Here is a 25,098-nt window from a genome sequence, read left to right as displayed (position 1 = left end):
ACCGGAGCTTTCATGATCCGAATTCTCGCCGTTCTCGCCGCGCTGTTCCTGGTTAGCCCCGCGATCGCGCAGCCGCTGCCCGCCAATCTCGACAAGGCGAATGCGATCGTGATCGACACGACCAAGGGCCGCATCGTGATCAAGCTGCGGAACGATCTCGCACCCCAGCATGCCGAGCGCATCAAGCTGCTCGCGCGCGAGGGCTACTACAACAACGTGCCGTTCCATCGCGTGATCGAGGGATTCATGGCGCAGACCGGCGACGGCAAGAATTTCAACGGCACCGGCGGCTCCAAATATCCGAACCTGCCGGCCGAATTCTCCAACGTGCCGTATAAGCGCGGTATCGTCGGCATGGCCCGCACGAGCGATCCCAACTCGGCGAATTCGCAGTTCTTCATCATGTTCGCCGAAGGTTCGTCGCTGAACGGCAAGTACACCGTGATCGGTGAAGTGGTGGCCGGCATGGATGTGGTCGACAAGATCAAGCGCGGCGAGCCCGTCGCCGATCCCGACAAGATGGTGAAGGTGCAAGTCGCATCTGACCTCAAGTGAGGCCATGACGCGGCCGCGCAGCAAGCCATCGCTGCGGTTTGCCGCCGCTCTGGTGTGGCTGGCGTCGGCGGCACACGCCTCGGCCCAGCCGCAGCAACTCGATACCCTCAAGGATGTCTTTGCCAAACTGTATTCGTGCTGGCAGCCGCCGCCTTATTCGCGCGCTGACCCGATGGACATTACCGTCGTCGTCAGTTTCAACCGCGGAGGCGCCATTCTCGGCCAACCCAGGATTACCTATGAATCCGGAAATCCCAGCGAGAATGACCGGATTGCGTACCGGATTGCCGTCATGGAAACCTTGCAACGCTGTACGCCGTTGTCATTTACCGAGGGACTGGGCGGTGCGGTAGCCGGCCGGCCTTTCGCGGTCACTTTCAGAACCCGCAAACGTCCACCCAAACCAGAAGAGAAAAGAGCATGGCTGATACAGAAAATACTTTGATCCTTGAAACCACCCAGGGTCCTGTCACCATCGAGATGCGTCCTGATCTCGCGCCTGGCCACGTCGCCCAGATCCAGAAACTGGTGCGCGAGGGATTTTACGACGGCATCGTGTTCCATCGCGTGATCGAGGGCTTCATGGCGCAGACCGGCTGCCCGCACGGCACCGGCACCGGCGGTTCCGGCAACAAGCTGAAGGCCGAGTTCAACAAGGAGCCGCATGTGCGCGGCACCGTCTCGATGGCCCGCGCTCAGAACCCGGATTCCGGCGACAGCCAGTTCTTCATCTGCTTCGACGATGCCGCCTTCCTCAACGGCCAATACACGGTCTGGGGCAAGGTCATCTCGGGCATGGAGAACGTCGACAAGATCAAGCGCGGCGAGCCGGTGCAGAACCCGGACAAGATCGTCAAGGCGCGGATGGCGCTGGACGCGGCTTGATCCAACCCGTCATTCCGGAGGCCGCGCGACGCGCGGCAATCCGGATTCTCAAGATTCCCCGATGCGCAATCGCGCATCTGAGGTTCGCATCATCGATGCGCCCCGGAATGATGCCCAAGTGAGGCGCGGCCGCGCCATGCGCACCGATCTCTTCGACTTCGAACTTCCTGCCACGTGCATCGCGCTGCGGCCAGCCAGCCCGCGCGATGCCGCGCGCATGCTGGTGGTGCAGCCGGACGGCGTGTTGCACGATCGCACCGTCGCCGAGTTGCCGCAGTGGCTGCAGGCGGGCGATCAGCTCGTCGTCAACGATACCAAGGTGATCTCGGCCCAGCTCAAGGGCCGCCGCATCGGCCGCGAGACCGAGCCGAAGATCGAGGCGACGCTGATCAAGCGGCTCGACGGGTCGCGCTGGCAGGCGCTGGTCAAGCCGGCGAAGAAGCTCGCGCCCGGCGACATCGTTCGCTTCGGCAATGAGGGCAAGGTCTGCCTGCTCGGGCATCTCGACGCCGAGGTCGAGGCCAAGGGCGAAGAGGGCGAGGTCACGCTGTCGTTCTCGTTTCATGGCCCCACGCTCGACCAGGCCATCGCCGATCTCGGCATGCCGCCGCTGCCGCCCTATATCGCCTCCAAGCGCACGCCCGACGATCGCGATGCCGCCGACTACCAGACCATGTTCGCGGCGAACGAGGGCGCGGTCGCCGCGCCGACCGCGGGGCTGCATTTCACGCCTGAGCTGGAAGCTGCGCTACGCGGCCGCGGCGTCGAGCTGCACCGGCTGACCCTGCATGTCGGGGCAGGGACCTTCCTGCCGGTCAAGGTGGAGGAGACCTCCGAGCACAAAATGCACGCGGAATGGGGTTCGATCTCGGCCGATACCGCCCGGGCGTTGAATGCCGCGCGCGCCAAAGGCGGGCGCATCATCGCGGTCGGCACCACGTCGCTGCGGCTGTTGGAAAGCGCGACGCGCGAGGACGGCACCGTTCAGCCGTTCGACGGCGAGACTTCGATCTTCATCACGCCAGGCTATCGCTTTCGCGCGGTCGATATCCTCATGACCAATTTCCACCTGCCGCGCTCGACGCTGTTCATGCTGGTGTCGGCATTCTCCGGTCTCGACACTATGAAGCAGGCCTACGCGCATGCGATTGCGGCCGGCTACCGGTTCTATTCCTATGGGGACGCCTGCCTGCTGTTTCGCGCACGTGATTGACGCCGGGCGTCTTCGCTCGAAAAAGAGGCCCGCCGACCGGGCGGGCAAAGGTTCAGGGAGGAAGCGCTCTGACAAAGAAGCGCCAAGATTGTGTTTCTGCGATTCGGCTGATGTCGCCAAGGTCGTAGTACTACCGTCTTTCGCTACACATCAGCGCCGTGGCCGTCCGGCGACATCAGCTGCTTTCACACGAAAACGCATAGGTGCCGGCGAGTTTGCGCGCCGACGCCGAGGTTCCAACGCTTCCTGGCGTCGGATAGGGTGCGCGCGATCATCTGGAGAACTTTATGGACATGTCGGGTATTTTTGCGCGCGTCGTCGCGCTGATCGGCGCCGTTGCGCTGCAATGGCGCCGTCTGCAGGGCGCCGCGCCAGCGCCGGCCTGGGGCAATAAGCCAGCGATCCCAGAGGCGAAGCCGCAGGGCGCCATCCCGACGCTGAAGATGCCGACGGCGCAGGGCTGGAGCGAGGGGCAGAAGCCCACCGCCGCGCCCGGGCTCAAGGTCAATGCATTCGCGACCGACCTGGACCATCCGCGCTGGATCAACGTGCTGCCCAATGGCGACGTCCTCATTGCCGAGGCGACGCAGATCGCGGGACCGCCCAGGAGCGTGTTCCACTATGCGATGCAGGCAACCATGCGGCGTGCCGCAGCGCTCGGCGTCAGCGCCGACCGCATCACGCTGCTGCGCGATCGCGACGGCGATGGCGTTGCAGAGGGCCGCGGGATTTTCATGGAAGGGCTGAGCCAACCGTTCGGTATGGCCTTGGTGGGCGATACTTTTTACGTCGGTAACACCGACGGCGTGGTGGCCTTTCCATATGTGGCCGGTGCCGACCGCATCACCGCGGAGGGGAAAAAGCTCGTCACCTTCAAGCCCGGCGGGCACTGGACACGGAGCCTGCTGCCGAGCGCGGATGGCAAAAAACTTTATGCCGGTGTCGGCTCGCTCAGCAACATCGCCGAGAGCGGCATGGAGGTCGAGGAGGGCCGCGCCGCGATCTATGAGCTCGATCTGGCTAAAGGCACGAGCCGCATCTTCGCCAGCGGCCTGCGCAACGCCGTGGGCCTCGCCTGGGAGCCGAGCACGAGCGTGCTCTGGACCGTCGTCAACGAACGCGACGGCCTCGGCGACGAGACGCCGCCGGACTATCTGACTTCAGTGCGCGACGGCGGCTTCTACGGCTGGCCTTACTGCTACTGGGGCCAGACGGTGGACGACCGCGTGCCGCAGGATCCGGCCATGGTGGCGAAGGCGATCACGCCGGACTACGCGCTGGGCGGCCATACCGCCTCGCTCGGCCTGTGCTGGATGCCGGCAGGCACGCTGCCCGGCTTTCCGGACGGCATGGTGATCGGCCAGCACGGCTCCTGGAATCGCAGCACGCTGAGCGGCTACGCCGTCGTGTTTGTGCCGTTCGAGAACGGACGCCCATCCGGCCCGCCGCGGGATATTCTGACGGGCTTCCTCGCGCCTGATGAGAAGGTTTCCTACGGGCGGCCGGTCGGCGTGACGCTCGGGCCTGACGGTTCGCTGCTGGTGGCCGATGACGTCGGCAACGTCATCTGGCGCGTGACGGGTGCGTAGCTGCGTTGGGTAGGCAAAACGACTTGTCCGCCGTAGCTCGAAGAGCGAAGGCGGAAGCGTGCCCACCATACACACTGCCGGATAGATGGTGGGCACGGCGCGAAGTGCGCCTTTGCCCACCCTACAGCTCCTATTTCGGTGTCGAGGGCATAGCCGAGGAATGGTGGTCGACGATCAGCCAACGATCGCCGTTCTTGACGTAGGTGAAACTGTAGCGCGCGGGCAAGGTCTTGGCCTCGCCATCCCTGCCATAGGAGAACGTGTAGTAGCCGGTGTTGATCGCCGTATTCCCGTACACGCGGATCAACTGATCGCCGAAGGCAACCTTCAGGTTGGGCAGAACCCTGAAGGCGTTCACGAAATACTCTTGTAGCGCCTCCCGATTGGAACGCACGGTCGGCGACAGCGTGCCCCAGAGTACGGCGTCGTCCGCATAGAGCGATAAGACTTTTTCGGGATCGCCTCCGCCAATAGTTTGTCCCCATGCCGAGGCCGCTGCCGCCACCTCCGTTTTCGGTTCGACCAAAGCGCTGGAGCCAATTGGAAGCAACAACACGTACAGGGCAACTGCTGCGGCGGGCACTTTTTGAAAGGATCGCATGACACACTCCCTTGCGAATACCGGCCAGAGATGAGACGGCCTCTTGCAATGCGAGCGGCTAGTTATTTGCATGGTTTGGCGTCAGGTGATCGATGTCACCTGGGCTGATAAATTGAACGGTCCCACCTGGCTTGACTGAGTTTCGTAACCTCACACGAGTGAAACTACATCATCCGCGGCCGGCGAACCATAAGTCAGAGCGGTTGACTTACCGGCAAGCAAGAAGGTCGATGTCTCCTTGGGTCAGCACTGCTCTGATTGAGAAGTGTGTAGATGGGGTAACGGGCCCCGGTCCACCCTCCAGGCAAGCCGCGCTTGCTACGGCGGTGTTGGGTGGCGCGCTTCGCGCGACCTGCCTGGAAGGCGGGCGGTCGTCCCTCACATTGATGGTGTTACGGAGTCAGAGGGATGAGCCTCGCTCCAAGCATCAAGGAGAGACGACCATGGAGCATTATGCCGGAATCGACGTGTCATTGGAATGCTCGAGCGTGTGCGTTGTCGACGCCAATGGCAAGATCGTGCGCGAGGCCAAGGTGGCGAGCGAGCCGCAAGCCCTAATCGCCTGGTTCGGTTCGCTGGGCTTCGGCCTGGAGCGGATCGGGCTGGAGGCCGGACCATTGTCGCAATGGCTGTTTGCGGCCATGAAGATAGCCGGCCTTGCCGTGGAACTGCTGGAGACGCGGCACGTGCGGAAGGCGTTCGAGGCGATGCCGGTCAAGTCGGATCGCAACGATGCCCGCGGCATCGCGCAACTGATGCGGCTGGGCTGGTTCCGGCCAGTGCATTGCAAATCGATGAGTGCGCAAGAGACCCGATCGCTGCTGACGGCGCGCAAGCTGGTGCAATCGAAGCTTCACGACGTGGAGAACAGTCTGCGCGGGATCCTGCGCGGTTTTGGCCTGAAGGTTGGCAAGACGACCGGGCAGACGTTCGCGGGACGGATCGAGGAGCTCGTGGCGGGCCACCCGCACCTGCAAACGATCGCCAAGGCGCTGCTAGCGGTGCGAACAGTGCTGCGGGCCGAGTTCGCAGCCTTCGAGAAGCAGATCCGCAGGATGGTGCGATCCGACATGCAAGCACGGCTGCTGACGTCAGTCCCGGCGGTCGGCCCAATCGTGGCGCTAACCTATGCCAGCGCGATCGACGATCCAGCCCGGTTCAAATCGTCGAAGCAGGCAGGAGCCCATTTCGGGTTGACCCCGAAGAAGCATCAATCCGGCGAGACCGACTACACCGGCCGGATCAGCAAGATCGGTGATGCTTCGGTGCGCACGGTGCTTTACGAAGCCGCCAACGTCATGCTGACCAAGCCGGTCAAAGGCTGTTCGCAATTGAAGAGCTGGGCCATGCGGATCAAACGGCGCGCCGGCACGAACAAAGCCAAAGTGGCGCTGGCGCGCCGGCTCGCGGTGATCATGCATCGCATGCTCGCCGACGGAACACCCTTTAACGCCGCTGCTGCCGCAGCCTAACAGGAGAGACACAACAGTTTTCGGGCGGGTCACAACACCAGGCCTTCTCGAAGCGAAGTCCCTTCGCCGGGACGATGGATCAGGTCAGGCCGTTGCCCACCAGGTCGCCCTCGTGAGCACGCACAACGTAGATTGGTCGACCTATCCTCTTCCAACCCCATCAGGTGGCGGCCCTGCGCCGACCCCGTACAGAAGCGAGACCCCGGCGGGCGGACAACGCAAAGGGATTGACTAATCGAGGCCCGTTACAGAAGGGTGGGCAAAGCGAAGCGTGCCCACCATTCACTGCCGTTGCGGATAGACGGTGGGCACGGCGCAAGTGCGCCTTTGCCCACCCTACGGCATCGTCACCTTCACGCCATAGCGCGTTGCGGCAGCAGCTCGGCGATCTGTATCGCGTTGAGCGCCGCGCCCTTCAGGAGCTGATCGGCGGAGACGAACATCGAGATCGAGTGACCTGAGGCGTCGCTGAGATCCTTCCTGATGCGGCCGACCAGAACGTCATCCTGGCCGGACGCATCGATCGGCATCGGGAAGTAGTTCTTCGCCCGGTCGTCGACGATCCGAACGCCCGGCGCCTTCGATAGGATGGCGCGCACGTCGGCTTCCGTGATCGGGTTCTCGCATTCGAAGGTGATCGCCTCGCAATGGGCGCGCAGCACCGGCACGCGCACGCAGGTGACGCCGATGGCGATTCTGTCATCCTCGAAGATCTTGCGGGTCTCCTTGATGACCTTGGTCTCTTCGTCGTTGTAGCCGGTCTCGGGATCGATCGCCGTGTTGTGGCTGAAGACGTTGAAGGCGTAGGGCAGCGGGATCACCTTGGGCGTGAACGGACGGCCGTCGAGATAGGCGCGCGTCGACTCCACCAGTTCTTCCATGGCGGCCGCGCCCGCGCCGCTCGCCGCCTGATAGGTCGATACGATCATGCGCTTGATGCGGTTCTGCCGGTGGATCGGCCATAGCGGCACCAGCGCCGTGATCGCCGAGCAGTTCGGGTTGGCGATGATGCCCTTGTGATCCCTGATGCGGCCCGCGTTGATCTCGGGGATCACCAGCGGAACGTTCGGATCCATCCGGAAGGCGGAGGAATTGTCGACCACGACGGCGCCGGCCTTGACGGCGGCGGGCGCGAACTTGCGCGAAATCCCGCCGCCCGCCGAGAACAGCGCGATGTCGACGCCCTCAAAGGACTTTTCGGTGAGCTCCTCGATCACGATCTTCTCGCCGCGGAAATCGATGGTCTTGCCCGCCGACCGGGCGCTGGCTAGCGCCTTGAGCTTGCGGACGGGGAAGCCGCGCCTGTCCATGGTGGCGATGAATTCGGCGCCGACAGCGCCGGTCACGCCGGCAATGGCTACAACGGGTTCGTGGCTCACTTGTCTATCCTCCTGGTTCGCGCATGTTGCGGGCAATAAAAAAGCCCCGGTCCTTTTCAGGCGGGGCTGCGGTTTGGATGATGCGGTCGTTCGACTACGCGCGCACGGCTCCCCAGCCCCCGGAGGGTGCTTTGGTTTTCGCGGTCGCTTTGGTCGAGATCGTCATGGCGCGGACTTATGCGGCAGCTTTGGGCTGCCGTCAACGGGTTTTAGCCCGCTGGCTGCAACGGACGCGCCCCTCACCGCCGTCGTGCGGCGCCGGGAGGCTCGAGGACTACCGCCTTCAGGTCGTTGCCGCTCATGACGACGATCGCAAAATTCAGCCGGCCGCGTTCGCGGACCAGGCCGCCGCTAATGGCCTTGCCCGATGCCGCATGTTCGGCGACGCGAACGGCATCCGCCAGGCGATGCCGGACCGTCCTGAGTGCAACGAGGTTGCTGCGATCCTCGGCATCGAATTCCTTCAGCGGCAGGGCGGCTTCGCCGCCGACGATCTTGCCGGTCGCGGCGTCGATGGCGTGGTGCCAGATGCGGTCGTTGTGAAGGGTCTTTACCCGGTAGACCGGCGCATCCGGCGCGCCGTCGAAGCTGATATCGGCGGTGGTCGCGCCGGCATGCAGGGCTTCGGCGATAGCCATCGCCTGGCTTAGCGAGACCGCCGAACCGCGGAAAAGCGCGAGCTCGCGGCTGATCGCCCGCTGGTCGGACGCGGCGCCATCGTCCGGCTCATTGCGGAGCGAGGTTGGCTCGTCGGTCGACGACGCCATGGCATGGATCGGGGCAGGGAGGATGATCGCCAGCAGGATGATTGCAAGCAATGGTCTCCAACAGCGGGGCATGCGCATGTTTGCAAGTCTCCGTGCTTGAGCCTGTCTCTGCCGGCGGATGGGCCGGATCGTCTCGAAGAAACGCGGCCGACCCCCTGGAGGCATATGGGTCGGCCGCGGAACGTCGCAAACGGGCGGGACCGCCGTTTGCGGCGATCGAAGCGGCGCGAGCCCCGCCGGGACTGGTAAGCGGGGAAGCCCGCCGCTTCACTTAACAAAACCATACCGTATCGTTTTGTTTGGTCAAGGGTGCATCCCGCCCGTACCGCATGTGAAACGCCGTTCTCACGGAATTGTCAGCGAGAGGGACGTCGCCGCGTGGTTCCCTTGGGATTGGACTGGACGCGGCTCGGTGGCCCGAGCGCTCCTGCCAGGAACAGCCTGATTGCCAGCCGCATCCGCTTTTCGGCGGACTTCATCTCAAGCGGCGTTCCGAACGTCGCCATCCGGTGGGTGTGGCCGACGACCACATCGAGAAAGACCTCAGCCGCGATGCCGGTATCCTCGACGTCCATGGCGCGCTGTGCGACCAGATGATCGAAGAAGCGCGCGGTCGTTGAAACGGCCTTCAGCCAGCCTTCCTCCTTGCCGAGCTTGGCGATGTCGGGAAAGTTGATGGCCTGCGACGTCATCATGCGGCTGAAGGCGACGGCATCGGGCCCACAGGTGAACATCAGCATCTCGCGCCCGACCTCGATCAGGCGCTGCTCGACCGAGATGTCCGAGGCCCGCGTGAGCTGCACTTCCGCCGCTTCCGCAAGCGGCGCAAGCCAGCGGTCAATTTCGCGCCTCAGCACTTCCGCAAACAGTCCGCGCTTGTCGCCGTAGCGCGCATAGACGGTGGGCTTGCTGACCCGGGCTGCTTCCGCAACGGCATCAAGCGAGGTCGCATCATAGCCCCGGTCCAGGAAAAGACGGGTGGCAACTTCGATCAGCCGCTGATCGCGCTCGATGGCGGCGCTTTTCGTCGGCCGGCCGCCGCGCGACTTTGGGACGTCGCGTTTTGCCGGTCTGGCCTTGGTCGCAGTCAATCCCATGCCCAACGATTCCTGCGCGGTCGTCATAGTTGTCATTGCTCTATAACGCGCAGCAAGAGGGGCGTCATCGCGAATCTGGCCGAATTGGCCATATCGTCAACGATATGGGCAGCTTGTCGTTCCGAGTGGCTCACGGAAGCGTCGAGCTCCAGGCGTGGCCCGACGCAGCCTTCTCATATCCATACTGGTAAAGGGCGCGCATATAGGCGGTATCGAATCCTTCTTTGGGCGACGCGGGATAGTCGCGCTCGATATAGGACAAATGGAAGCCCCACCGATTGCGCTTGGCGAAATCGTAGGTCGAGAAAATCACCGAGCGGGTCTGGGACTGGGTGATCGACGACAGGCTGCGTGAGGCGACATCGAGCGTGCTGTTGGACACGAGCTCAAAGGTTCGTTCGAGCTTCTTGTTGACGAGGATGTAGATGTTCATCCGGCTGTTTCCGGGCAGACGTCCCTGGAAGAGCAGGGCATCCGGCAGCGTCAGAACCGGAGCAGTCACACCGCCGTCGACATGCATCTCCTGAAAACGCCGGCCCTGGCCCTCGGCTTCGATCAGGATGGGCGGGAAGACCAGGGGAATGCTGGCGGAGGCGGCCATCACGTCGCGAAACAGGTGCAGCGCCTCCGGCGAGCCGACCGCGGCGATTTTCCCCATGTCCCAAACAACGGTGCGCTGGGTGTCGAGATCGGTCGTTACCACGAGCAGTTTTCGGCCCCTGGCATTTTCGCGGGCAACGGCGGCCAGGATCTCCGGCCCGACATAGCGGGCCACCAGCTCGCGCAGCCGCTTGTTGCCGAACAGGCCGGATCCGAACAGCACGCGGATGATGCTGGGATCATCGAGCAGGCTCTCCGCGATCCCGCTGGTATAGACCTCCCGCAGCGTGTCGTCGTATTGCGACCCGAGAAACGCAAAGGGCGCAATCAGGCCGCCGGTGCTGACGCCCGAGACGACCGAGAAGGTCGGGCGCGTGCCGGCCGCGGTCCAGCCGTTCAACACGCCCACGCCATAGGCGCCATCGGCGCCGCCGCCGGAGAGCGCGAGATAGGTCCTGGTTGAGGAGCGTTCGTCTTTCTCGAAACGGAATTTCGTGACGGGTTCGTCGGCGTAGCGCCGCAAGCCGTCGATATCGAGCACGCGGGAGCTGGATGCTTCCGCAGCGCTGTAGGGCGTCCGCGGCAGGGACGTGCAGGCGGCCAGCGCGAGGCTGCACAGCAGGACGGCCGACTTGAGCAGGCGTGAGCTTGTCCTCCTGATCCGGCTGTCGGAGAGGATTGATCCAGTCAGAAAAGAGAGGGAGGGCATTCGCCGTCAGTCACCGTCACACGCATTTGCCGCCGCCGGCCTCATCGTCAGCGGCGTCCCGTCCGGGCCCTGTTCATGAAACTATACGGTATCGTTTTGTTTAACAAGTGGGAGCTTCTCGGTGGCTCAATTTTGTCTGGCGTGGGACACGGGCTGCTCCGGAGCGCGCACGGGTGGATGAAATCGCCCGGTGCCCACGCCCACACGCGAAATCGATCAAACGTGAACGTTACCTTAGCTTGGATCGTCGGATCGCGACCGTTGGGTGAGGAGTCGGGCATATCGCTGCATCGCGCTAAACTGACACGATGGGCTATTGCCGACAAAACAACGGTGAGCAGACAGTCAGATTTCCCCGCTTTGGGTAGAAACAAGCCGAATAGCAGCAGCACCTTCTATGTTGGCGCTAACATACGTTTGCGCGGCCGAAATGAGAGTTTCCACGGCGGATTTATTGTACGAAGGATGCTTGGGATTCAGGTGCAAGCTAGTTTCGACGATCATTATTTGGGTAATCCCGGAGGGCAGAACCTCAACGGCGAATGATACGAGCGATGCGTGCGGAGCTTTGAAAGGCATTGGAGCCGCCTCACTGACGTCGAACGTAGGTGGCGCCCCAGCCAAGACCGAGCGTGGCGGCGACAAGCGAACCGACGAGTACGCCCAGTTTCGCCGCACTCAATAATCCGTGATCGGAGAAGGCGAGCATCGAGATGAAGATCGACATGGTAAAACCGATGCCAGCCAGCAGGCCGACCAGCCAGACGCCACCCCACGAAACTCCAGGAGCAAGGCGACACCAGCCCAGTCGTACCGCGACCCAAGTCGCGCCGACGACGCCAAGCGGTTTCCCAGCGACCAAGGCAAGCGCAGTGCCCATCATCACCAGATGGCCCCCAGCGGAGAGATCAGCACCCGTTAAGCTGACGCCGGCATTCGCCAACGCGAAGATCGGCATGATGCCGTAGGCCACCCACGGATGCATTGCCATCTGCACCCGCGACACCGGCGGCAATATCTCGCGGTGAGCTACGCGAAGGTCTCGCAGCGGTTGCTCCAACCGATGCGGATCCCTTGCCTTCACCGCATCGCTACTTCGCAACTGTTTGAGCACTCGCGACACTACTTCCAGCGGCGGCTCCCGCATCGGTATGGCGCGTGCCGGAGTTATCAGCCCGAGCACGACACCTGCAAGGGTTGGGTGGATCCCGGCCACCATGAACCCAATCCAAACCAAAGAACCGGGCAGTACGTAAAAGGGCGCAGAACCGATCCCAATCCGCTGAAACCCTAAAGCCGCGAGAACGCCAATTGACGCGATGATGAAACCGCCAGACTGAAGACTGGCGGTGTAGAAGAGGGCAATGATCAGTACCGCAATGATGTCGTCGATGATCGCCAGAGCAAGCAGGAAGACCCGCACATTGACCGGGATCGTTCGTCCAAGCAGCGCGAGCACCCCGACGGCAAAGGCGATGTCCGTCGCGGTTGGCACGGCCCAGCCCTGCCCCCTAGCCGGATCGCTGTTGAAGCTCAGATAGACGAGCGCCGGGACGATGACGCCACCAGTCGCCGCGACCAGCGGCAGAATGGCTTGGTCGAGTCTGCTCAGCGCGCCTTCATGAACCTCGCGCCGAATCTCCATGCCCACGACGAGGAAGAAGACTGTCATCAGCGCGTCGTTGACCCAGAAATGCAGCGACCGGGAAAAAACGTAATCCCCGAGACCGATTGTGAGCGGAAGGTTCCAAAAGGCGTGATAGCTATGAGCGAACGGAGAGTTGGCCCAGATCAGTGCAGCGGCAGCGGCAACGAGAAGTGCGGCACCGCTGACCGCCTCGACATGCAGGAACCGATGAAGGTTGCTGAGGGCCTGTTCCGCCAGCCGCTGGGCTTTCGGCAGATCGTCAAATGAAGGGCTGTCGTTCATGAGGCGCACGCTTTCCGCGTGGCGGCCCGACCATCGCTTGACCTGTCGCTGCTCAATGCAGCGAGCACCCGAACGCCGTTATACATCGCGATGGCGACAATTCAATCTTGGAAGAACAATGTCTGTTTGGGGTCAATCGCTACTGAAATGGGGTATCCGCGCGACGTCCGCTTTCCTCGCAAGAGCTACCGTAATATCGCGCCGCAACAATTGAGGCAAAGTGCCGAGTTTTATCCAACAGCGAGGGAGCCCGAGTGCTTTCGTGTTGGGCACCAAGCGTCAGATTTCATTCACTGGGCGGTTGATTGGCCGTTCCCAGCACGTAATAAGCAGCGCCATGAGTCTTCCCAATCATTTCGAATTGCTCGCCACTAATGGTGCAGCTCGCACCGGCCGCCTGACAACGCCGCATGGCGTGGTGCGCACACCCGCCTTCATGCCGGTCGGCACGGCCGGCGCAATGAAGGGCATGCACTGGCGCGAGGTGCGCGATGCCGGCGCCGATATCGTGCTCGGCAATACCTATCATCTGATGCTGCGGCCGGGCGCCGAGCGGATCGCTGCGTTAGGCGGCCTGCAGACCTTCACCGGCTGGAACGGCCCGATGCTGACGGACTCCGGCGGCTTCCAGGTGATGTCGCTGTCGGACTTGCGCAAGGTCAGCGAGAAGGCCGTGACCTTCCGCTCGCATATCGACGGCGCCAAGGTCGAACTGTCGCCGGAGCGTTCGATCGAAGTGCAGCGGCTGCTCGGCGCCGACATCGCGATGCAGATGGACGAGTGCGTGCGGCTGCCGGCTGGGCGCGATGACATTGAGCGCGCAATGCGGTTGTCGTTGCGCTGGGCCGAGCGCAGCAAGCGCGCCTTCGAGAGCGCGCCCGGCGGCTACATGCTGTTCGGCATCGTGCAGGGCGGCGACATTCCCGAGATGCGCCAAACAAGCGCGCGTGAACTGGTCGAGATCGGTTTCCACGGCTACGCGATCGGCGGGCTTGCGGTCGGCGAGCCGCAGGCGGTGATGCTTTCGATGATCGAGGAAACTGCGCCGGCGCTGCCGGTCGATCGACCGCGCTATCTGATGGGCGTCGGCACGCCGGAGGATCTGCTGGAAGCGGTGGCGCGCGGCATCGACATGTTCGATTGCGTGATGCCGACGCGGAACGGGCGACACGGCATGGCGTTCACCCGCTTCGGCCAGATCAATCTGCGCAATGCGCGCCATGCCGACGATCCGCGGCCGCTCGATGAGGAAAGCGAATGGCCGTCGGCGCGCAATATCTCGCGCGCCTATCTGCATCATCTGGTCAGGTCGGGAGAGACGCTCGGCGCGATGCTGCTGTCGGAAATCAACGTCGCTTACTATCAGCATCTGATGCGGGGCATGCGCGATGCGATTGCTGCCGGCACGTTCGAGACGTTCCAAAAACAAACGCGCGCCGGTTGGGCGCGCGGTGACATTGCTCCAAGATAGTTTAAGTCAATTACAGGCGAACCTCTTCGCCGAATGCTTGGTCACGAAGCCGTAACCGCAGGTGTCACAGGTCCAGAGATAGCTGATCACATTGTCGGTGAGGTAGGCGGAAGCTTCTGCAGCCACCATGGTGTCGGCACACACCGGGCACGTCGGCAAATCAGATCCGCGCGGATCCGGCCTGTATGTTACGGTCGACAGGATTTCAGCGATTGCTCGCATCGTGACCCTCCCTGGCGATCTGAACCTCTGGCTCAGCTCACGACGAAAGTATAAGCAGAATTCTTTGACGATGTCGCAACACAAATGCGTTGATTTCGCGATATTTTGCGACAATTGCATTTTGCGATGCAGCGAATTCTCGACTCCGACGTTTCTGGCTTGCGCATCGACGAGAGCGCCTCCTAAGTAAGGAGAGCCGCCAGTTCCCCGCACATGATCACTTTGGGAGTGTTGAGATGGATGCGTCGTCAGCCGCGAGTGCAGTGCAACGTCCGGGGCGGGGAAAGGTTTACGACTCCATCGTCGATGCGATCGGCGACACGCCGGTCGTGCGCCTGCGCAAATTGCCGGAGGCGCATGGTGTTAGCGCAACCATCCTGGCCAAGCTCGAATATTTCAATCCCGCCGCGAGCGTGAAAGACCGCATTGGCGCGGCGATGGTGATCGCAATGGAAAAGGCCGGCGTGATCAATGCCGACACCGTGCTGATCGAACCGACCTCCGGCAATACCGGCATTGCGCTCGCCTTCGTCGCGGCCTCGCGCGGCTACCGGCTGAAACTGGTGATGCCGGAATCGATGTCGATCGAGCGGCGCAAGATGCTGGCGTTCCTCGGCGCGGAGATCATCCTGACGCCGGCGGCGCAGGGCATGAAAGGCTCGATCGCAACCGCCGAGGAACTGGTGCGGACGACGCCCAACGCCGTGATGCCGCAGCAGTTCAAGAACCTCGCCAATCCCGAAATTCACCGCCGCACCACGGCGGAAGAGATCTGGAACGACACCGGCGGCAATATCGATTTCTTCGTCGCGGGCGTCGGCACCGGCGGTACCATCACCGGCGTCGGACAGGTGCTCAAGCCCCGCAAGCCGAGCTTGCGGATCGTCGCTGTCGAGCCGGAGGAAAGTCCAGTACTGGGCGGCGGGCAGCATACGCCGCACAAGATCCAGGGCATTGGCGCGGGCTTCATTCCGGACATTCTGGATCGCTCTGTCATCGACGAGATCGTCAGGGTCAACGGCCCGGCGGCGATCGAGATGTCGCGCGCGCTGGCGCGCATGGAAGGCATTTCCGGCGGCATTTCCTCAGGCGCCGCGATCGCGGCGGCGCTCTCGATCGGCAAACGACCCGAGAGCGCCGGCAAAACCATTCTCGCCGTCGTGCCGTCGTTCTCCGAACGGTATTTGTCGACGGCGCTGTTTGAGGGAATTTAAGCGATGGCAGACCAGCCGAGGCGGCCGAGAACCCTGAACGATGCACGCACCGAAGCCGAGGCCGCGTTCAAGCGGACCACGACCAAGGTGGCGGAGGCGCCACCCAAACCAGCCGCCATTCCCGGCGTCCGCGAGCAGGTCACGCTGCGCATCGACCAGGATGTGCTGGAGTGGTTTCAGGAGGGCGGTCCGGGCTGGCAGGACCGCATCAACGAGGCGCTGCGTAAGGCTGCGGGCAAGTAGCACGTCCCTGCCGAACTCAATTTGCCGCTGAACTCACCTAGCGAAGCGCAAAATAAAAGGCCCGGGATGATCCCGGGCCTTTTTGTAGATTTGTTCGCCGTTAGCGTAGCATGCCGCCGACGACGCCGCCGATGAAGCGGCCGGCACCGGCCGGATCGGGACCAGGGGCAGGAGCGGTGTACTGGCGCTGCGGCGGGGCCTGCTGCGGCTGCGGTTGAGCCTGGACCGTATTGCTGCTCGGGGCGCGGCGCGGCTTCGGGCGCTCCTCGTCGGCACTCGCAGCCGGCGCAGCCGCCACGATCTCCGTCAGCAGCGCCTTGTGCTGCAGCTTGTTGAGGTATCCGCTCTTGGGATAGCCGCGGGCGGCCTGCCAGCGCGTGATCACGGCGCGGGTCGGGGCATCGAACTGGCCGGTGACCTTGGTATCGAAACCGAGCCCGGTGAGACGGCGCTGTACGTCGCGGCGCTGGCCCTTGTCGAGGCCGATCTGGTCCTCGGTGGTCTGGTTGGCTTCGTCCTTGAAGGTCGCCGGATCGATCCCTGCGCTCAGATTGCGGGTCGCATCCTTCGCACCGCTCTCCAGCGACGCAATCCGCGACAATGCCAGCGAGCGGAACTGACCGTTGGGATAGTTCGTGAGATAGGCGTTGAGTTCTTCCGGCTTGTTGGAATCCTTGATCGAACGCCAGAACTCCAGTTCCACGTCCGACGCCTTTGAAGAACCGGTCGCCGCCGGTGCCGCAGCGGCCACGGCGCCCGGCGCGGGCGCGCCGTTCAGGTAGACCGCGCCGATCAGGTTGGTGTGGCCCCAGGGCAGTTGTCCCTTGTTGGTCTCCTCGTTGACCTGGGCGCGAACCTTGGTCATCGCCTGCTGGATTTCGACGCCGGGCTGGGTGAGGTTGGCGAGCAAAGCGCGCGTGAACGGGCTGTTGCCGCCTTCCTGGCCGTCGAGCGCGGTCTGGCCCGGGCCGGTCGCGAATGCGATCAGCGTGCCTTCGCCGGACTTCATTTCGGCAAGACCGGTCTGCACATTGACACTGCGAGTCGCGGAGTTCGACTTGATCTTGGCTGCGAACGGATTGTCGCGGCAGGCATCAAGGAACACCAGCTTGACCTTGGCGTCGCCCATGGTCTGCTCGAGCGTGAGATCGATATTGATCGCGGCGCCGAGCTTGACGTCCATTTCGGATTTGATGTCGGCGTCCACAGGCAGCAGATAGTTGGTTCCGCTGATGGCGATGCCGTGGCCAGCGTAGAAGAACAGCGCGACGTCGGCGCCCTGCGCCTTCTTGCCGAAGTCGAGCAGACGTTCGGTCATCTTGTCGCGCGTGAGATTGGAACCCTCGACCACTTCGAATCCGACATTGCGCAGGGTGGCGGCAATCGCCTTGGCATCGACTGACGGGTTGGGCAGCGGCGCAACGTTCTTGTAGGCGCCGTTACCGACGACGAAGGCGACACGCTTCTCGGCACTGGCGGCCCCGGCCGTCAAGACCATGCATATGACGGACAAAATGAGGGTTTGGAAACGCATAGGAAATCCCCCTGCAGAATCGAACAAAAAGGCTTTGGCTTGTAACGCTGGCGGGACATTACAAAGAATCGCCTGCTTCGCACCACAAAAAAGCAGGTGAAAAACCAAATCCGGAGCCATGCGTTACCTTCGCGACACGGCCCGCGACGTGATCTAGATCACAGCGCGGGAAATAAAATTCAGCTTGGGGCTCGCGCCTTAGTCGGAGGATTCGGTTTCAGGTTCAACAGATTGCCGGCGAGGATTAAGGCCGCGCCGACCACGGTGAACATGTCGAGCCGTTCCGAATAAATCAGCCAGCCTGCGGCGGCGCTCAAGGGAACCCGCAAGAAATCCATCGGGATCACTACGGTTGCATCCGCATGCAGCATCGCACGCGCCATGCAATAATGGGAGAACGTGCCGCAAAACGCGATGATGACGACCCAACCCCAGAGATGGGCGGGTGGCCACTGCCAGACGTAGAGCGCGGGGAACAATCCCAACGCCGACTGTATCACCAGCATCCAGAACATGATCGCGAGCGGCTGTTCGGTCCGGGTCAGGGATTTCACCATCGCGACGGAAACGCCGAAGCCGACCGCAGCCGCCAGTGCGATCAACTGCCCTGGCTCGACCTCACTCGTGGCGGGACGAACGATCACGACAACGCCGATGATGCCGAGCACGATGGCGGCGATCTTCCAGAATGTCATGCGCTCGCCGAGAAACGTGGCAGCCAGGATTGCAGTCCAGATCGGCATGGTGAACTCGATCGCCACCACCTGGCCGATCGGGATCAGTGTCAATGCGAGGAACCAGCCGAGCTGCGCGCCATAGTGAATGAGGTTGCGCGCCACATGCTGCGGCAGTCGCTTCGTCCTCATCGCGCCAAATCCGCCGCTGGCGTGGATCAGCGGGTATAGCATCAGGAAGCCGAGGACCGAGCGCATCTCCATGAGCTGGAACAGGTTGATCTCGCGCGCGGCCTCGCGACCGGCGATCGCGATGATCAGCATCAAGCTGAGCCAGCCGGCCATCCACAGCGCGGCCAGGGTTTTGGAAGGTGTGCGGTCCATCTGCGGAGAAAGAGGTTGGGGCAGGCCGGTATCGGCGAGTGTGCCACAATTTGCAACGCGCAAATGCGCTGATACAGCGATGCGCGGCACGGCAATTTCGCTGTGGGAGCAGCCGGCGGTTCAGTGCTAAGAGCGGCGGTCTCAAGGAGGAAACTGCATGCGTATCTTGCAACCGGCCGAATGGTCAAAACCCCGCGGCTTCTCGCACGGCGTCGAGATCGACGCTTCAGGCAAATGGATCGTGCTGGCCGGACAGACCGGCGGCGACGAGAAGGGCGATTATGCCCCTGACCTGGCCGCCCAGGTCGGCTCCGCGCTGAAGCGCATCGTCAAGCTGCTTGGAGAAGCCGGCGCCGGCCCCGAACATATCGTGCGCCTGACGTGGTACCTGACCAGCCGCAGCGAATACGAGGCCGCAGGTCCCGGCATCGGTGCAGCGTGGAAGGAAACGCTCGGGCGCAACTTCCCGCCGTCGACGCTGCTCTACATCGACGGCTTGGTCGACGTCAGGGCCAAGGTTGAAATCGAAGTTACCGCGTTCGTGCCCAAGGCGTAACCGAACATCTCAAGCGCCAGGACACGGCGCTGTCCGACCAGAGGATATCGTGAGCCAATGACCAATCGATCGACTACCGCAGACTTCGTCACCGCTTTCGCGACCGGCTGGCCCGAGCACCAGCCCGACATCATGGTGCTGTCGCTGACCACGCAGCGGGGCGTGCAGGATTTTGCCTTCAACAAGGAACAGGCCTTGTTGATCGCCAAGACGATCAAGCAGACGGCGGCGAAACTCGAGCAGCCGAAGACGGGCTAGGCCGCAAAGCGTCCGAAACTGCCATCGCCCGCCTTGTGCGCAATTGCGCACCGGGGCGGGCGATCCAGTTCCGATGCCGGTGTTTGAGCCGAGGAGCCGCAGCGCTACTTCGAAAGCGAGATATTGGCGGCGCGGAACTGGCTGTCGGCCCTCAGGGCGATCTGCTGCTTGTTGCCGGTGGTCTTGAGCGAAATGTTGGCGGCGAAGCCGGCCGCCTGGGCGACGACCTGGAAGCTGCCTCCCGCGCCACGGCCCTGGATGCTGCCGCCGACATTGCGGCTGGACTCAGTCCAGGTGCCGCTGACCTCACCGCCCGCGGCGACCACGGCGGCCTGCAGGTTGAACCTGTAGGCGTCGCTGGCGCAGGTGAGGACCATCTCCATGTTGGCTCCGCCCACCCTGTAGGTTGCGCGGCAACGAATCCGTTCGCTCGAACCATCGTCGAGTGTCACAGTGCCGCCGCCGGACCAGGTGCCGGCCATGCCGGCGAAGGCGCTGGACTGCGCATGGCTCGTCGATGCCGCGAAGGCGGCCATAAAAAAAGCGACGGCTGCGAATGTCAGCCGCCGCGCCTTGGCGAAAAATTTGAAAGTCTGGCTTGCCTTACTGACGGGATGCTTCCCATCGACCGCTACATGCGACACCAGCTGAAGCCCCATTCCATTTCCCCGATCCGGAGTTGCCACTGAGTTGACCGTTCGCATATGCACCATTGATCGAGACTCGCACAAGTCCCCCGGAGCCGACGCTGCCGGAAACCGGGCCGCCCGAAATCTTGCCGCCGGTGACATTCACGGTCGACGTAGTCTGCGCATCGCAACTTCCCGTTTTTGTGACAACGGTGACCTGCCAAAGGCCATCATAGGGGTTCTGGGCTGAAGCTGGAGCGGCGGCCAGGATCGCGGCGGAAGCGAGAAACGGAACAAACAACAGGTTGCGGATGCGGTTGGAGCGCATGGGTCAGATCCCCGAAATGTGTGTGATGGAGCGCCTTATCTTGTCACAATGTGTTCAAACTTTGGTGCGACGCAGCACTGAAGAAAGTTCCTGCGGGCTCAAACACATCAAGGTGAATCTGGTTCCGCCGGGGAACGGGAAAATTCACCGTTTCGGCGCGGTTCGGGCCTGATTCCCGCAGATTTCCGGTATCATGGTAGAGGTCAGTGTTTGGAGTCGGACAGGCTTGGCGCTTGGGTGGCGAATTCTTCCTCCTGCGGCGTGGCAGGGAGGTTGTTATGAGTCTTGGCGTGAAAGATGACGTCAGTGAGCAGTTTCTGGCCGAGCGGGGCTAGCGCGCGCTCCCAGAGCTCGCGCGCCGTCTCTCCCTTTCTGACGAACACCCACTCCTGCGCGGCGATAGCGCCTGCGTCCATGCGGTCGGCGAGGTGGTAGACGGTGCCGCCCGCGATCGGATCGCCTTCCTTGATGGTCCACTCCACGGCGGCGATGCCGCGGTGCCGGGGCAGGAGCGAAGGGTGATAGCCGATGCCGCCTAGCTTGGTGCCGGCCAACGCCTCTCTGGTGACGCGAGCATGGCTATGCGCTGTTACGATCAGGTCGGTATTGGGCGCGATTTCCGATGCGGCCACGAATTTCGGATGGGCCTGCACCACGACCTCGACGCCGGCAGCCCGCGCCGCGGCGGCAAGCCGGTCTTCGCCATCGTGAACGACGACGCGGACGATATCGACCTCCTGTTGGCGCAGCGTGTTGAATGTCGTCACGCCGAAATGGCGGGAACCAACCAGGGTGATCCGCATGTGTTTTCTTCCGTCGTTAATCGGGCCGGTATGCCGATAGCACACCCGGGCGGCCTGTTTCGATGCCGGCTCCGGCGCTTGCGGGTTATCAACAGGGCCGGCCGGTTACGGCTCGACGGCTACCACGACAGGATTCGCAGTTCCGGCCTGGAATGGGCCGGCAACGGCGGCCGGGCCGGTTCAGACGGTTGTTCGGCCGCCCTTTGCAGGCAGGCCCGCAAGTCGACGCTACATTGCTTCATCTGGTTGCGCAGCTCGCGCCGGGCGAAGGCGGTGAGGGCGGGATCGCCGAGCTGCTGCCAGGCGGCGCGCAGCCATTGCTGCAGGGCGCGGATATCGGAATCGAGCGCTTCGGGCTGGTTCATGCCGCCGGAATCTCAAGACGTGATCGCGCCTCAATTAGGCCTGATTCTCCCACCGACGCCTACTCCGGAACAGGGCGGACAGCAGGAAAACAGGCGCAGCTGGAAGCGAGGGAACACGCGCCATAGATGTTCGTTGCATAAGCTGCCTCCTGGAGTACGTCGATGTCCCGCAATCCGGCGCTTGTTCTCGTGGTGGCGCTCGGCCTGATCATCCCCGCCAAGGCATTCGCACAACTAACGCCGCCGGCCGGCTCGGCCGGCGCCGGCAATGCGCCGATATCGGGCGTGCCGTTCGGACCGGCCAACCCACGGGCGCTCTCCGATCCCAGCGGCATCGGCAATGCCGCGAACACGCCGCCGCTCAGGTCGAATCCTCCCCCGCCAACCGTCTCCTACGGCGCGGTCGAATCTCCAGCGCCCCGCGCGCGCCTCGCGACGCCGCCCTATCCAGGCGCCTCGCAGCGGATCATCAGCGCACGTCAAGCCAAACCGCGCAAGCCGCCGCCGGTCCGGCCGCGGGGGCGGCCGGAGGTGAGTACGTTCACGGGGATCTGCCGAGGCTGCTAGTGGCGATCAAACTGTGATCCATCCCTGCGGGAACGAAGCGCGCTGGAAGGCGGACGTTTCGGTGCCCAGCCATCGCGGGGAACAATCTTCTCCTGCCGGACTTGTCCAAAGTTAAAGCTCAGCGGTCATGCGTGCTGATTTCCTGCATGTGCCGATGCCAAGTATCGCGTGAGGCAGGTTTGCCCCTAAAGGCAGGGATGGCGGGAATGAACATCCAGGATCGGACGGCCAAGACTCGCTCCAAGCCTGGCCGGTCCGCGACCTCTGACGTCGCCTGCGCGCCCCGCGAGGAATGGTCGCCCGCGCATGAAGAAAGGCTGGGTGTCAGCTACGAACATGTGGGTGCGGGCATCGTCGAGGTCGATCACGCCGGACGGATCCGGCGCGTCAACCAGAAGGCCTGCGAGCTGGTGGGACGCGAAGCGGCCGACCTGTTCGGCCGCTCCATTTTTGACGAGACCTCCCCAGAGGACGTCGTGCAGGATCTGGCGCAGTTCAGGCGGCAGATAGCGGGAGACATCGCCCGCTACACCATCGAGAAGCGCCTCGCCCGCAAGGACGGCACGTATCTCTGGGTGGAGGTCACGTCTACCAGCGTCCGCGATCCGTCGGGCAATTTCCTTTACGCGGTGCGCGTTCAACATGACATCGGCCTGCGCAAGGCAGCGGAACAGGCGTTGGCGCGGCGAAGCGAAGAGCAGGCGGCGCTGTTCCAGTTCTCCGAAAGGCTCCAATACGCCACATCCCTTCCGGCGGTTTACGACGCCGGCCTCGACGGCATCATCGCCGCGCTTGCCTGCGAGCGCGCCTCCATTCTGCTGTACGACGACCGCGACGTGATGCGCTTCGTCGGATGGCGGGGCTTATCGGACGGGTATCGGCAGGCCGTCGAAGGCCATTCGCCGTGGCACAGGGATGAAGGAAATCCGCGTCCGGTCTATTTCGAGGATGTCGCCGCTTCAGCTCTGTCGGACACGCTCAAGGAAACGGTGGCGCGAGAACAGATCGCGGCCGTTGCCTTCATTCCGATCCTGATCGGCGGCCGGCTCGCCGGAAAATTCATGGCCTATTACGACCGGCCGCATCACTTCATTGAACCTGAGATCGACGTCGCGCTGACGCTGGCACGGCACCTCGGGTTCGGCATCGCCAGACTGAGGGCGGAACAGGCGCGGTGCGCCGCCGAGGAACGTACGCAGCAGCTCGTGTCCATCGTGGAATCCTCCGACGATGCGATTATCAGCAAGGATCTGGACGGGATCATCAGGACCTGGAATTCAGGCGCCGAGCGGCTGTTCGGCTATGCCGCCATCGAGGTCGTCGGCAAGCCCGTGACCATTCTTTTTCCGCCGGGACGCGAAGACGAGGAGCCCGGGATCCTGGCACGCATACGGCGCGGCGAGCGCATCCACCATTATGAGACCGTCCGCCGGCGCAAGGACGGCAGCCTGTTGGACATTTCGCTGACCGTCTCGCCCGTCCGCGACAGCGCAGGGATTATCGTCGGCGCCTCGAAGATCGCCCGCGACATCACCGGTCGCAAGAAGGCCGAACGTAAAGTCCGGGAGAGCGAACGACATCTCACGGAATTGCTCGCGGCGATTCCGGCCGCGATCTACACGACCGACGCGCAGGGAAAAATCACCTATTTCAACCAGGCGGCGGTCGAATTTTCCGGCCGTACCCCCGCGCTCGGCAGCGACGAGTGGTGTGTCACGTGGAAGCTGTTCATGCCGGATGGCACGCCGCTGCCGCACGATGAATGTCCGATGGCGGTTGCGCTCAGGGAAGGACGCGCCGTGCGCGGTGCCGAAGCGGTGGCCGAGCGGCCGGACGGCACGCGGGTACCGTTCATTCCGTTCCCGACGCCGCTGCGGGACTCCGTGGGCAACGTCACCGGCGCGATCAACATGCTGGTGGATATCAGCGAGCGGCGGCAGGCCGAGACCCAGCAACGGCTGCTGCTCGATGAACTCAACCATCGCATCAAGAACAACATACAGATGCTGCAGGCGTTGCTGTTCTCCGCGGCAAGGACCGCCCATAGCGACGAAGCGAGGAAAGTGCTCAACGAAGCCAGCGCGCGGATCGCGGCCATGGCGGCGGCACAGCGCGTGCTGTACGGGCGAAGCGATGCCAGTCGCGTCGCGGCGGAAGAATTTCTGCCGGCGGTCTGCGAGACTATCCGGCAATTGCTGCCGGCGGACGCACGAATTGAGTGCGGCCCGGCGGGCGGTGTGCTTTCCAACGACGTGGCGATGCCGCTCGCGTTGATATTGAACGAGTTGCTGACGAATGCGGTCAAGCACGGCAGCACGGATCATGCGAGGCAGGCCGTTCGGGTCAGCCTGACCGGTCAGGACGGGCGGCTGGCGCTCTGCGTCGAGGATGACGGCGAGGGGTTCGATCTGCAAGCCGTACGCAAGACCTCGTCCGGGCTCCAGCTCGTGCTCGGCCTCGCGCGGCAGCTACATGGAACGCTTCACGTTACGAAAAATCCGTCGCGGGCATGCCTCGATTTCCCAGCGGCGAAAATCTAGTCGGTGATCGATGACGAATCCGCACAGCGCAGGATATTTTGCGTTGCCATCCGAACCGGACCGGAACTCGCCGCCGCGTGACGAAGCGGCGACACGACGAATGGAAGACAAGCAGGCTGCCCCGCGCGTTCTCGTCGTCGAAGATGATTTTCTGATCGCCATGCAGACCGAAATCGCGCTGACGTCCGCCGGCTTTGTAGTCATTGGTCCGGCTACGACGGCGGAGGAAGCCGTCGCGCTGGCCGGTGAGGCGCAGCCGGCGCTTGCCGTGATGGATATTCGCCTCGCCAGCACCCGCGATGGTATCGATGCCGCGCGCGAATTGTATCAGGACTTCGACATTCGCTGCATCTTTGCGACCGCGCACGACGATGTGCACACGCGCGGGCGCGCAGAGCCCTATGCGCCGCTCGGATGGCTGCCGAAGCCATACACCATGGCTTCCCTCGTCGCGGTGGTCGCCGAAGCTCTTGCGCAGCTGCGCCGGCCGTAGCGGCCGGCGGCAGCCGATCG

General features: G+C 63.2%; 27 protein-coding genes. 14 read left to right on the top strand and 13 right to left on the bottom strand.

All coding sequences use genetic code 11. The features are described from left to right. Positions 1-12 precede the first annotated feature (12 nt). The 5 genes from ACH79_RS33385 to ACH79_RS33365 all read left to right on the top strand — a co-directional run bounded on the left by ACH79_RS33385 (position 13) and on the right by ACH79_RS33365 (position 4,242). On the top strand, positions 13-555 hold the full coding sequence (locus tag ACH79_RS33385) for a peptidylprolyl isomerase (RefSeq protein ID WP_161854748.1): 543 nt from the start codon (positions 13-15) through the stop codon (positions 553-555). Between the two features lie 4 nt (positions 556-559). Then, complete coding sequence (locus ACH79_RS33380; RefSeq protein WP_161854747.1) at positions 560-1,000, top strand: hypothetical protein; 441 nt, start codon at positions 560-562, stop codon at positions 998-1,000. Then, positions 976-1,440, top strand: coding sequence for a peptidylprolyl isomerase (locus tag ACH79_RS33375; protein WP_161854746.1), 465 nt, complete (start codon positions 976-978; stop codon positions 1,438-1,440). The genes ACH79_RS33380 and ACH79_RS33375 overlap by 25 nt, the downstream gene beginning before the upstream one ends. Positions 1,441-1,576: 136 nt before the next feature. After that, positions 1,577-2,653: a tRNA preQ1(34) S-adenosylmethionine ribosyltransferase-isomerase QueA gene (queA, locus tag ACH79_RS33370; protein ID WP_161854745.1), complete on the top strand. Its 1,077-nt coding sequence runs from the start codon at positions 1,577-1,579 to the stop codon at positions 2,651-2,653. A 287-nt stretch (positions 2,654-2,940) separates the two neighbouring features. Continuing rightward, on the top strand, positions 2,941-4,242 hold the full coding sequence (locus ACH79_RS33365) for a sorbosone dehydrogenase family protein (RefSeq protein WP_161854744.1): 1,302 nt from the start codon (positions 2,941-2,943) through the stop codon (positions 4,240-4,242). Between the two features lie 130 nt (positions 4,243-4,372). Here ACH79_RS33365 and ACH79_RS33360 read toward each other — a convergent pair whose 3' ends face one another. Continuing rightward, the gene (locus tag ACH79_RS33360) at positions 4,373-4,843 is read right to left on the bottom strand and encodes an SgcJ/EcaC family oxidoreductase (protein WP_161854743.1); all 471 of its coding nucleotides are present in this window, start codon (positions 4,841-4,843) and stop codon (positions 4,373-4,375) included. Between the two features lie 443 nt (positions 4,844-5,286). Here ACH79_RS33360 and ACH79_RS33355 point away from each other — a divergent pair, with 443 nt between their 5' ends. Next, positions 5,287-6,315, top strand: coding sequence for an IS110 family transposase (locus ACH79_RS33355; RefSeq protein ID WP_161849768.1), 1,029 nt, complete (start codon positions 5,287-5,289; stop codon positions 6,313-6,315). A gap of 353 nt (positions 6,316-6,668) precedes the next feature. Here ACH79_RS33355 and ACH79_RS33350 read toward each other — a convergent pair whose 3' ends face one another. The 5 genes from ACH79_RS33350 to nhaA all read right to left on the bottom strand — a co-directional run bounded on the left by ACH79_RS33350 (position 6,669) and on the right by nhaA (position 12,797). After that, positions 6,669-7,694: an aspartate-semialdehyde dehydrogenase gene (locus tag ACH79_RS33350; protein ID WP_161854742.1), complete on the bottom strand. Its 1,026-nt coding sequence runs from the start codon at positions 7,692-7,694 to the stop codon at positions 6,669-6,671. 239 nt (positions 7,695-7,933) lie between these two features. Continuing rightward, the gene (locus ACH79_RS33345) at positions 7,934-8,539 is read right to left on the bottom strand and encodes a PepSY domain-containing protein (protein ID WP_246738233.1); all 606 of its coding nucleotides are present in this window, start codon (positions 8,537-8,539) and stop codon (positions 7,934-7,936) included. Positions 8,540-8,817: 278 nt separating this feature from the next. Then, entirely contained in the window at positions 8,818-9,558 is a 741-nt protein-coding gene (locus tag ACH79_RS33340; RefSeq protein ID WP_161854740.1) for a TetR/AcrR family transcriptional regulator, read from the bottom strand. A 130-nt stretch (positions 9,559-9,688) separates the two neighbouring features. Next, positions 9,689-10,867 (bottom strand): patatin-like phospholipase family protein, encoded by a 1,179-nt coding sequence (locus ACH79_RS33335; protein ID WP_161854739.1) that lies wholly within the window; start codon positions 10,865-10,867, stop codon positions 9,689-9,691. A gap of 589 nt (positions 10,868-11,456) precedes the next feature. Continuing rightward, positions 11,457-12,797, bottom strand: coding sequence for a Na+/H+ antiporter NhaA (gene nhaA, locus ACH79_RS33330; RefSeq protein ID WP_161854738.1), 1,341 nt, complete (start codon positions 12,795-12,797; stop codon positions 11,457-11,459). Between the two features lie 337 nt (positions 12,798-13,134). Here nhaA and tgt point away from each other — a divergent pair, with 337 nt between their 5' ends. Next, positions 13,135-14,268 (top strand): tRNA guanosine(34) transglycosylase Tgt, encoded by a 1,134-nt coding sequence (tgt, locus tag ACH79_RS33325; RefSeq protein WP_161854737.1) that lies wholly within the window; start codon positions 13,135-13,137, stop codon positions 14,266-14,268. Between the two features lie 6 nt (positions 14,269-14,274). Here the strand turns inward: tgt and ACH79_RS33320 are convergent, their stop codons facing one another. After that, complete coding sequence (locus tag ACH79_RS33320; RefSeq protein ID WP_057861666.1) at positions 14,275-14,490, bottom strand: hypothetical protein; 216 nt, start codon at positions 14,488-14,490, stop codon at positions 14,275-14,277. Positions 14,491-14,726: 236 nt separating this feature from the next. On the opposite strand from ACH79_RS33320, the gene cysK reads away from it, so the two are divergent. Both cysK and ACH79_RS33310 read left to right on the top strand, forming a co-directional pair. Next, positions 14,727-15,704 (top strand): cysteine synthase A, encoded by a 978-nt coding sequence (gene cysK / locus ACH79_RS33315; protein ID WP_161854736.1) that lies wholly within the window; start codon positions 14,727-14,729, stop codon positions 15,702-15,704. A 3-nt stretch (positions 15,705-15,707) separates the two neighbouring features. Beyond that, on the top strand, positions 15,708-15,947 hold the full coding sequence (locus tag ACH79_RS33310) for a BrnA antitoxin family protein (RefSeq protein ID WP_161854735.1): 240 nt from the start codon (positions 15,708-15,710) through the stop codon (positions 15,945-15,947). 100 nt (positions 15,948-16,047) lie between these two features. On the opposite strand, the gene ACH79_RS33305 is transcribed toward ACH79_RS33310, so the two are convergent. Then, positions 16,048-17,481: a caspase family protein gene (locus tag ACH79_RS33305; RefSeq protein WP_161854734.1), complete on the bottom strand. Its 1,434-nt coding sequence runs from the start codon at positions 17,479-17,481 to the stop codon at positions 16,048-16,050. A 179-nt stretch (positions 17,482-17,660) separates the two neighbouring features. Further along, positions 17,661-18,539, bottom strand: coding sequence for a DMT family transporter (locus tag ACH79_RS33300; protein WP_161856686.1), 879 nt, complete (start codon positions 18,537-18,539; stop codon positions 17,661-17,663). A gap of 157 nt (positions 18,540-18,696) precedes the next feature. On the opposite strand from ACH79_RS33300, the gene ACH79_RS33295 reads away from it, so the two are divergent. Together ACH79_RS33295 and ACH79_RS33290 are read left to right on the top strand one after the other, a co-directional pair. After that, the gene (locus tag ACH79_RS33295; RefSeq protein WP_161854733.1) at positions 18,697-19,095 is read left to right on the top strand and encodes a RidA family protein; all 399 of its coding nucleotides are present in this window, start codon (positions 18,697-18,699) and stop codon (positions 19,093-19,095) included. A gap of 57 nt (positions 19,096-19,152) precedes the next feature. Next, on the top strand, positions 19,153-19,353 hold the full coding sequence (locus tag ACH79_RS33290) for a hypothetical protein (RefSeq protein WP_161854732.1): 201 nt from the start codon (positions 19,153-19,155) through the stop codon (positions 19,351-19,353). A gap of 104 nt (positions 19,354-19,457) precedes the next feature. Here ACH79_RS33290 and ACH79_RS33285 read toward each other — a convergent pair whose 3' ends face one another. The 4 genes from ACH79_RS33285 to ACH79_RS33270 all read right to left on the bottom strand — a co-directional run bounded on the left by ACH79_RS33285 (position 19,458) and on the right by ACH79_RS33270 (position 21,478). Continuing rightward, on the bottom strand, positions 19,458-20,012 hold the full coding sequence (locus ACH79_RS33285) for a hypothetical protein (protein ID WP_371419310.1): 555 nt from the start codon (positions 20,010-20,012) through the stop codon (positions 19,458-19,460). Next, the gene (locus ACH79_RS33280) at positions 19,957-20,310 is read right to left on the bottom strand and encodes a hypothetical protein (RefSeq protein WP_246738232.1); all 354 of its coding nucleotides are present in this window, start codon (positions 20,308-20,310) and stop codon (positions 19,957-19,959) included. The genes ACH79_RS33285 and ACH79_RS33280 overlap by 56 nt, the downstream gene beginning before the upstream one ends. A gap of 203 nt (positions 20,311-20,513) precedes the next feature. After that, positions 20,514-21,113 (bottom strand): formyltransferase family protein, encoded by a 600-nt coding sequence (locus ACH79_RS33275; protein WP_161854731.1) that lies wholly within the window; start codon positions 21,111-21,113, stop codon positions 20,514-20,516. A gap of 119 nt (positions 21,114-21,232) precedes the next feature. After that, entirely contained in the window at positions 21,233-21,478 is a 246-nt protein-coding gene (locus ACH79_RS33270; RefSeq protein ID WP_161854730.1) for a hypothetical protein, read from the bottom strand. A 162-nt stretch (positions 21,479-21,640) separates the two neighbouring features. Between ACH79_RS33270 and ACH79_RS33265 the strand changes: the two genes are divergently transcribed. The 3 genes from ACH79_RS33265 to ACH79_RS33255 all read left to right on the top strand — a co-directional run bounded on the left by ACH79_RS33265 (position 21,641) and on the right by ACH79_RS33255 (position 25,078). Then, positions 21,641-22,045 (top strand): hypothetical protein, encoded by a 405-nt coding sequence (locus ACH79_RS33265; RefSeq protein WP_161854729.1) that lies wholly within the window; start codon positions 21,641-21,643, stop codon positions 22,043-22,045. Positions 22,046-22,251: 206 nt separating this feature from the next. Then, positions 22,252-24,585, top strand: a complete 2,334-nt coding sequence (locus ACH79_RS33260; RefSeq protein ID WP_246738231.1) for a PAS domain S-box protein — start codon at positions 22,252-22,254, stop codon at positions 24,583-24,585. Positions 24,586-24,628: 43 nt separating this feature from the next. After that, positions 24,629-25,078, top strand: a complete 450-nt coding sequence (locus tag ACH79_RS33255; RefSeq protein WP_246738230.1) for a response regulator — start codon at positions 24,629-24,631, stop codon at positions 25,076-25,078. Positions 25,079-25,098: the final 20 nt, after the last annotated feature.

Source organism: Bradyrhizobium sp. CCBAU 051011 (assembly GCF_009930815.1).
In the GTDB taxonomy this organism is placed as follows: Bacteria; Pseudomonadota; Alphaproteobacteria; order Rhizobiales; family Xanthobacteraceae; genus Bradyrhizobium.
Note: the sequence above shows the minus strand (reverse complement) of the source record. Positions and strands in the feature narration are given on the sequence as shown.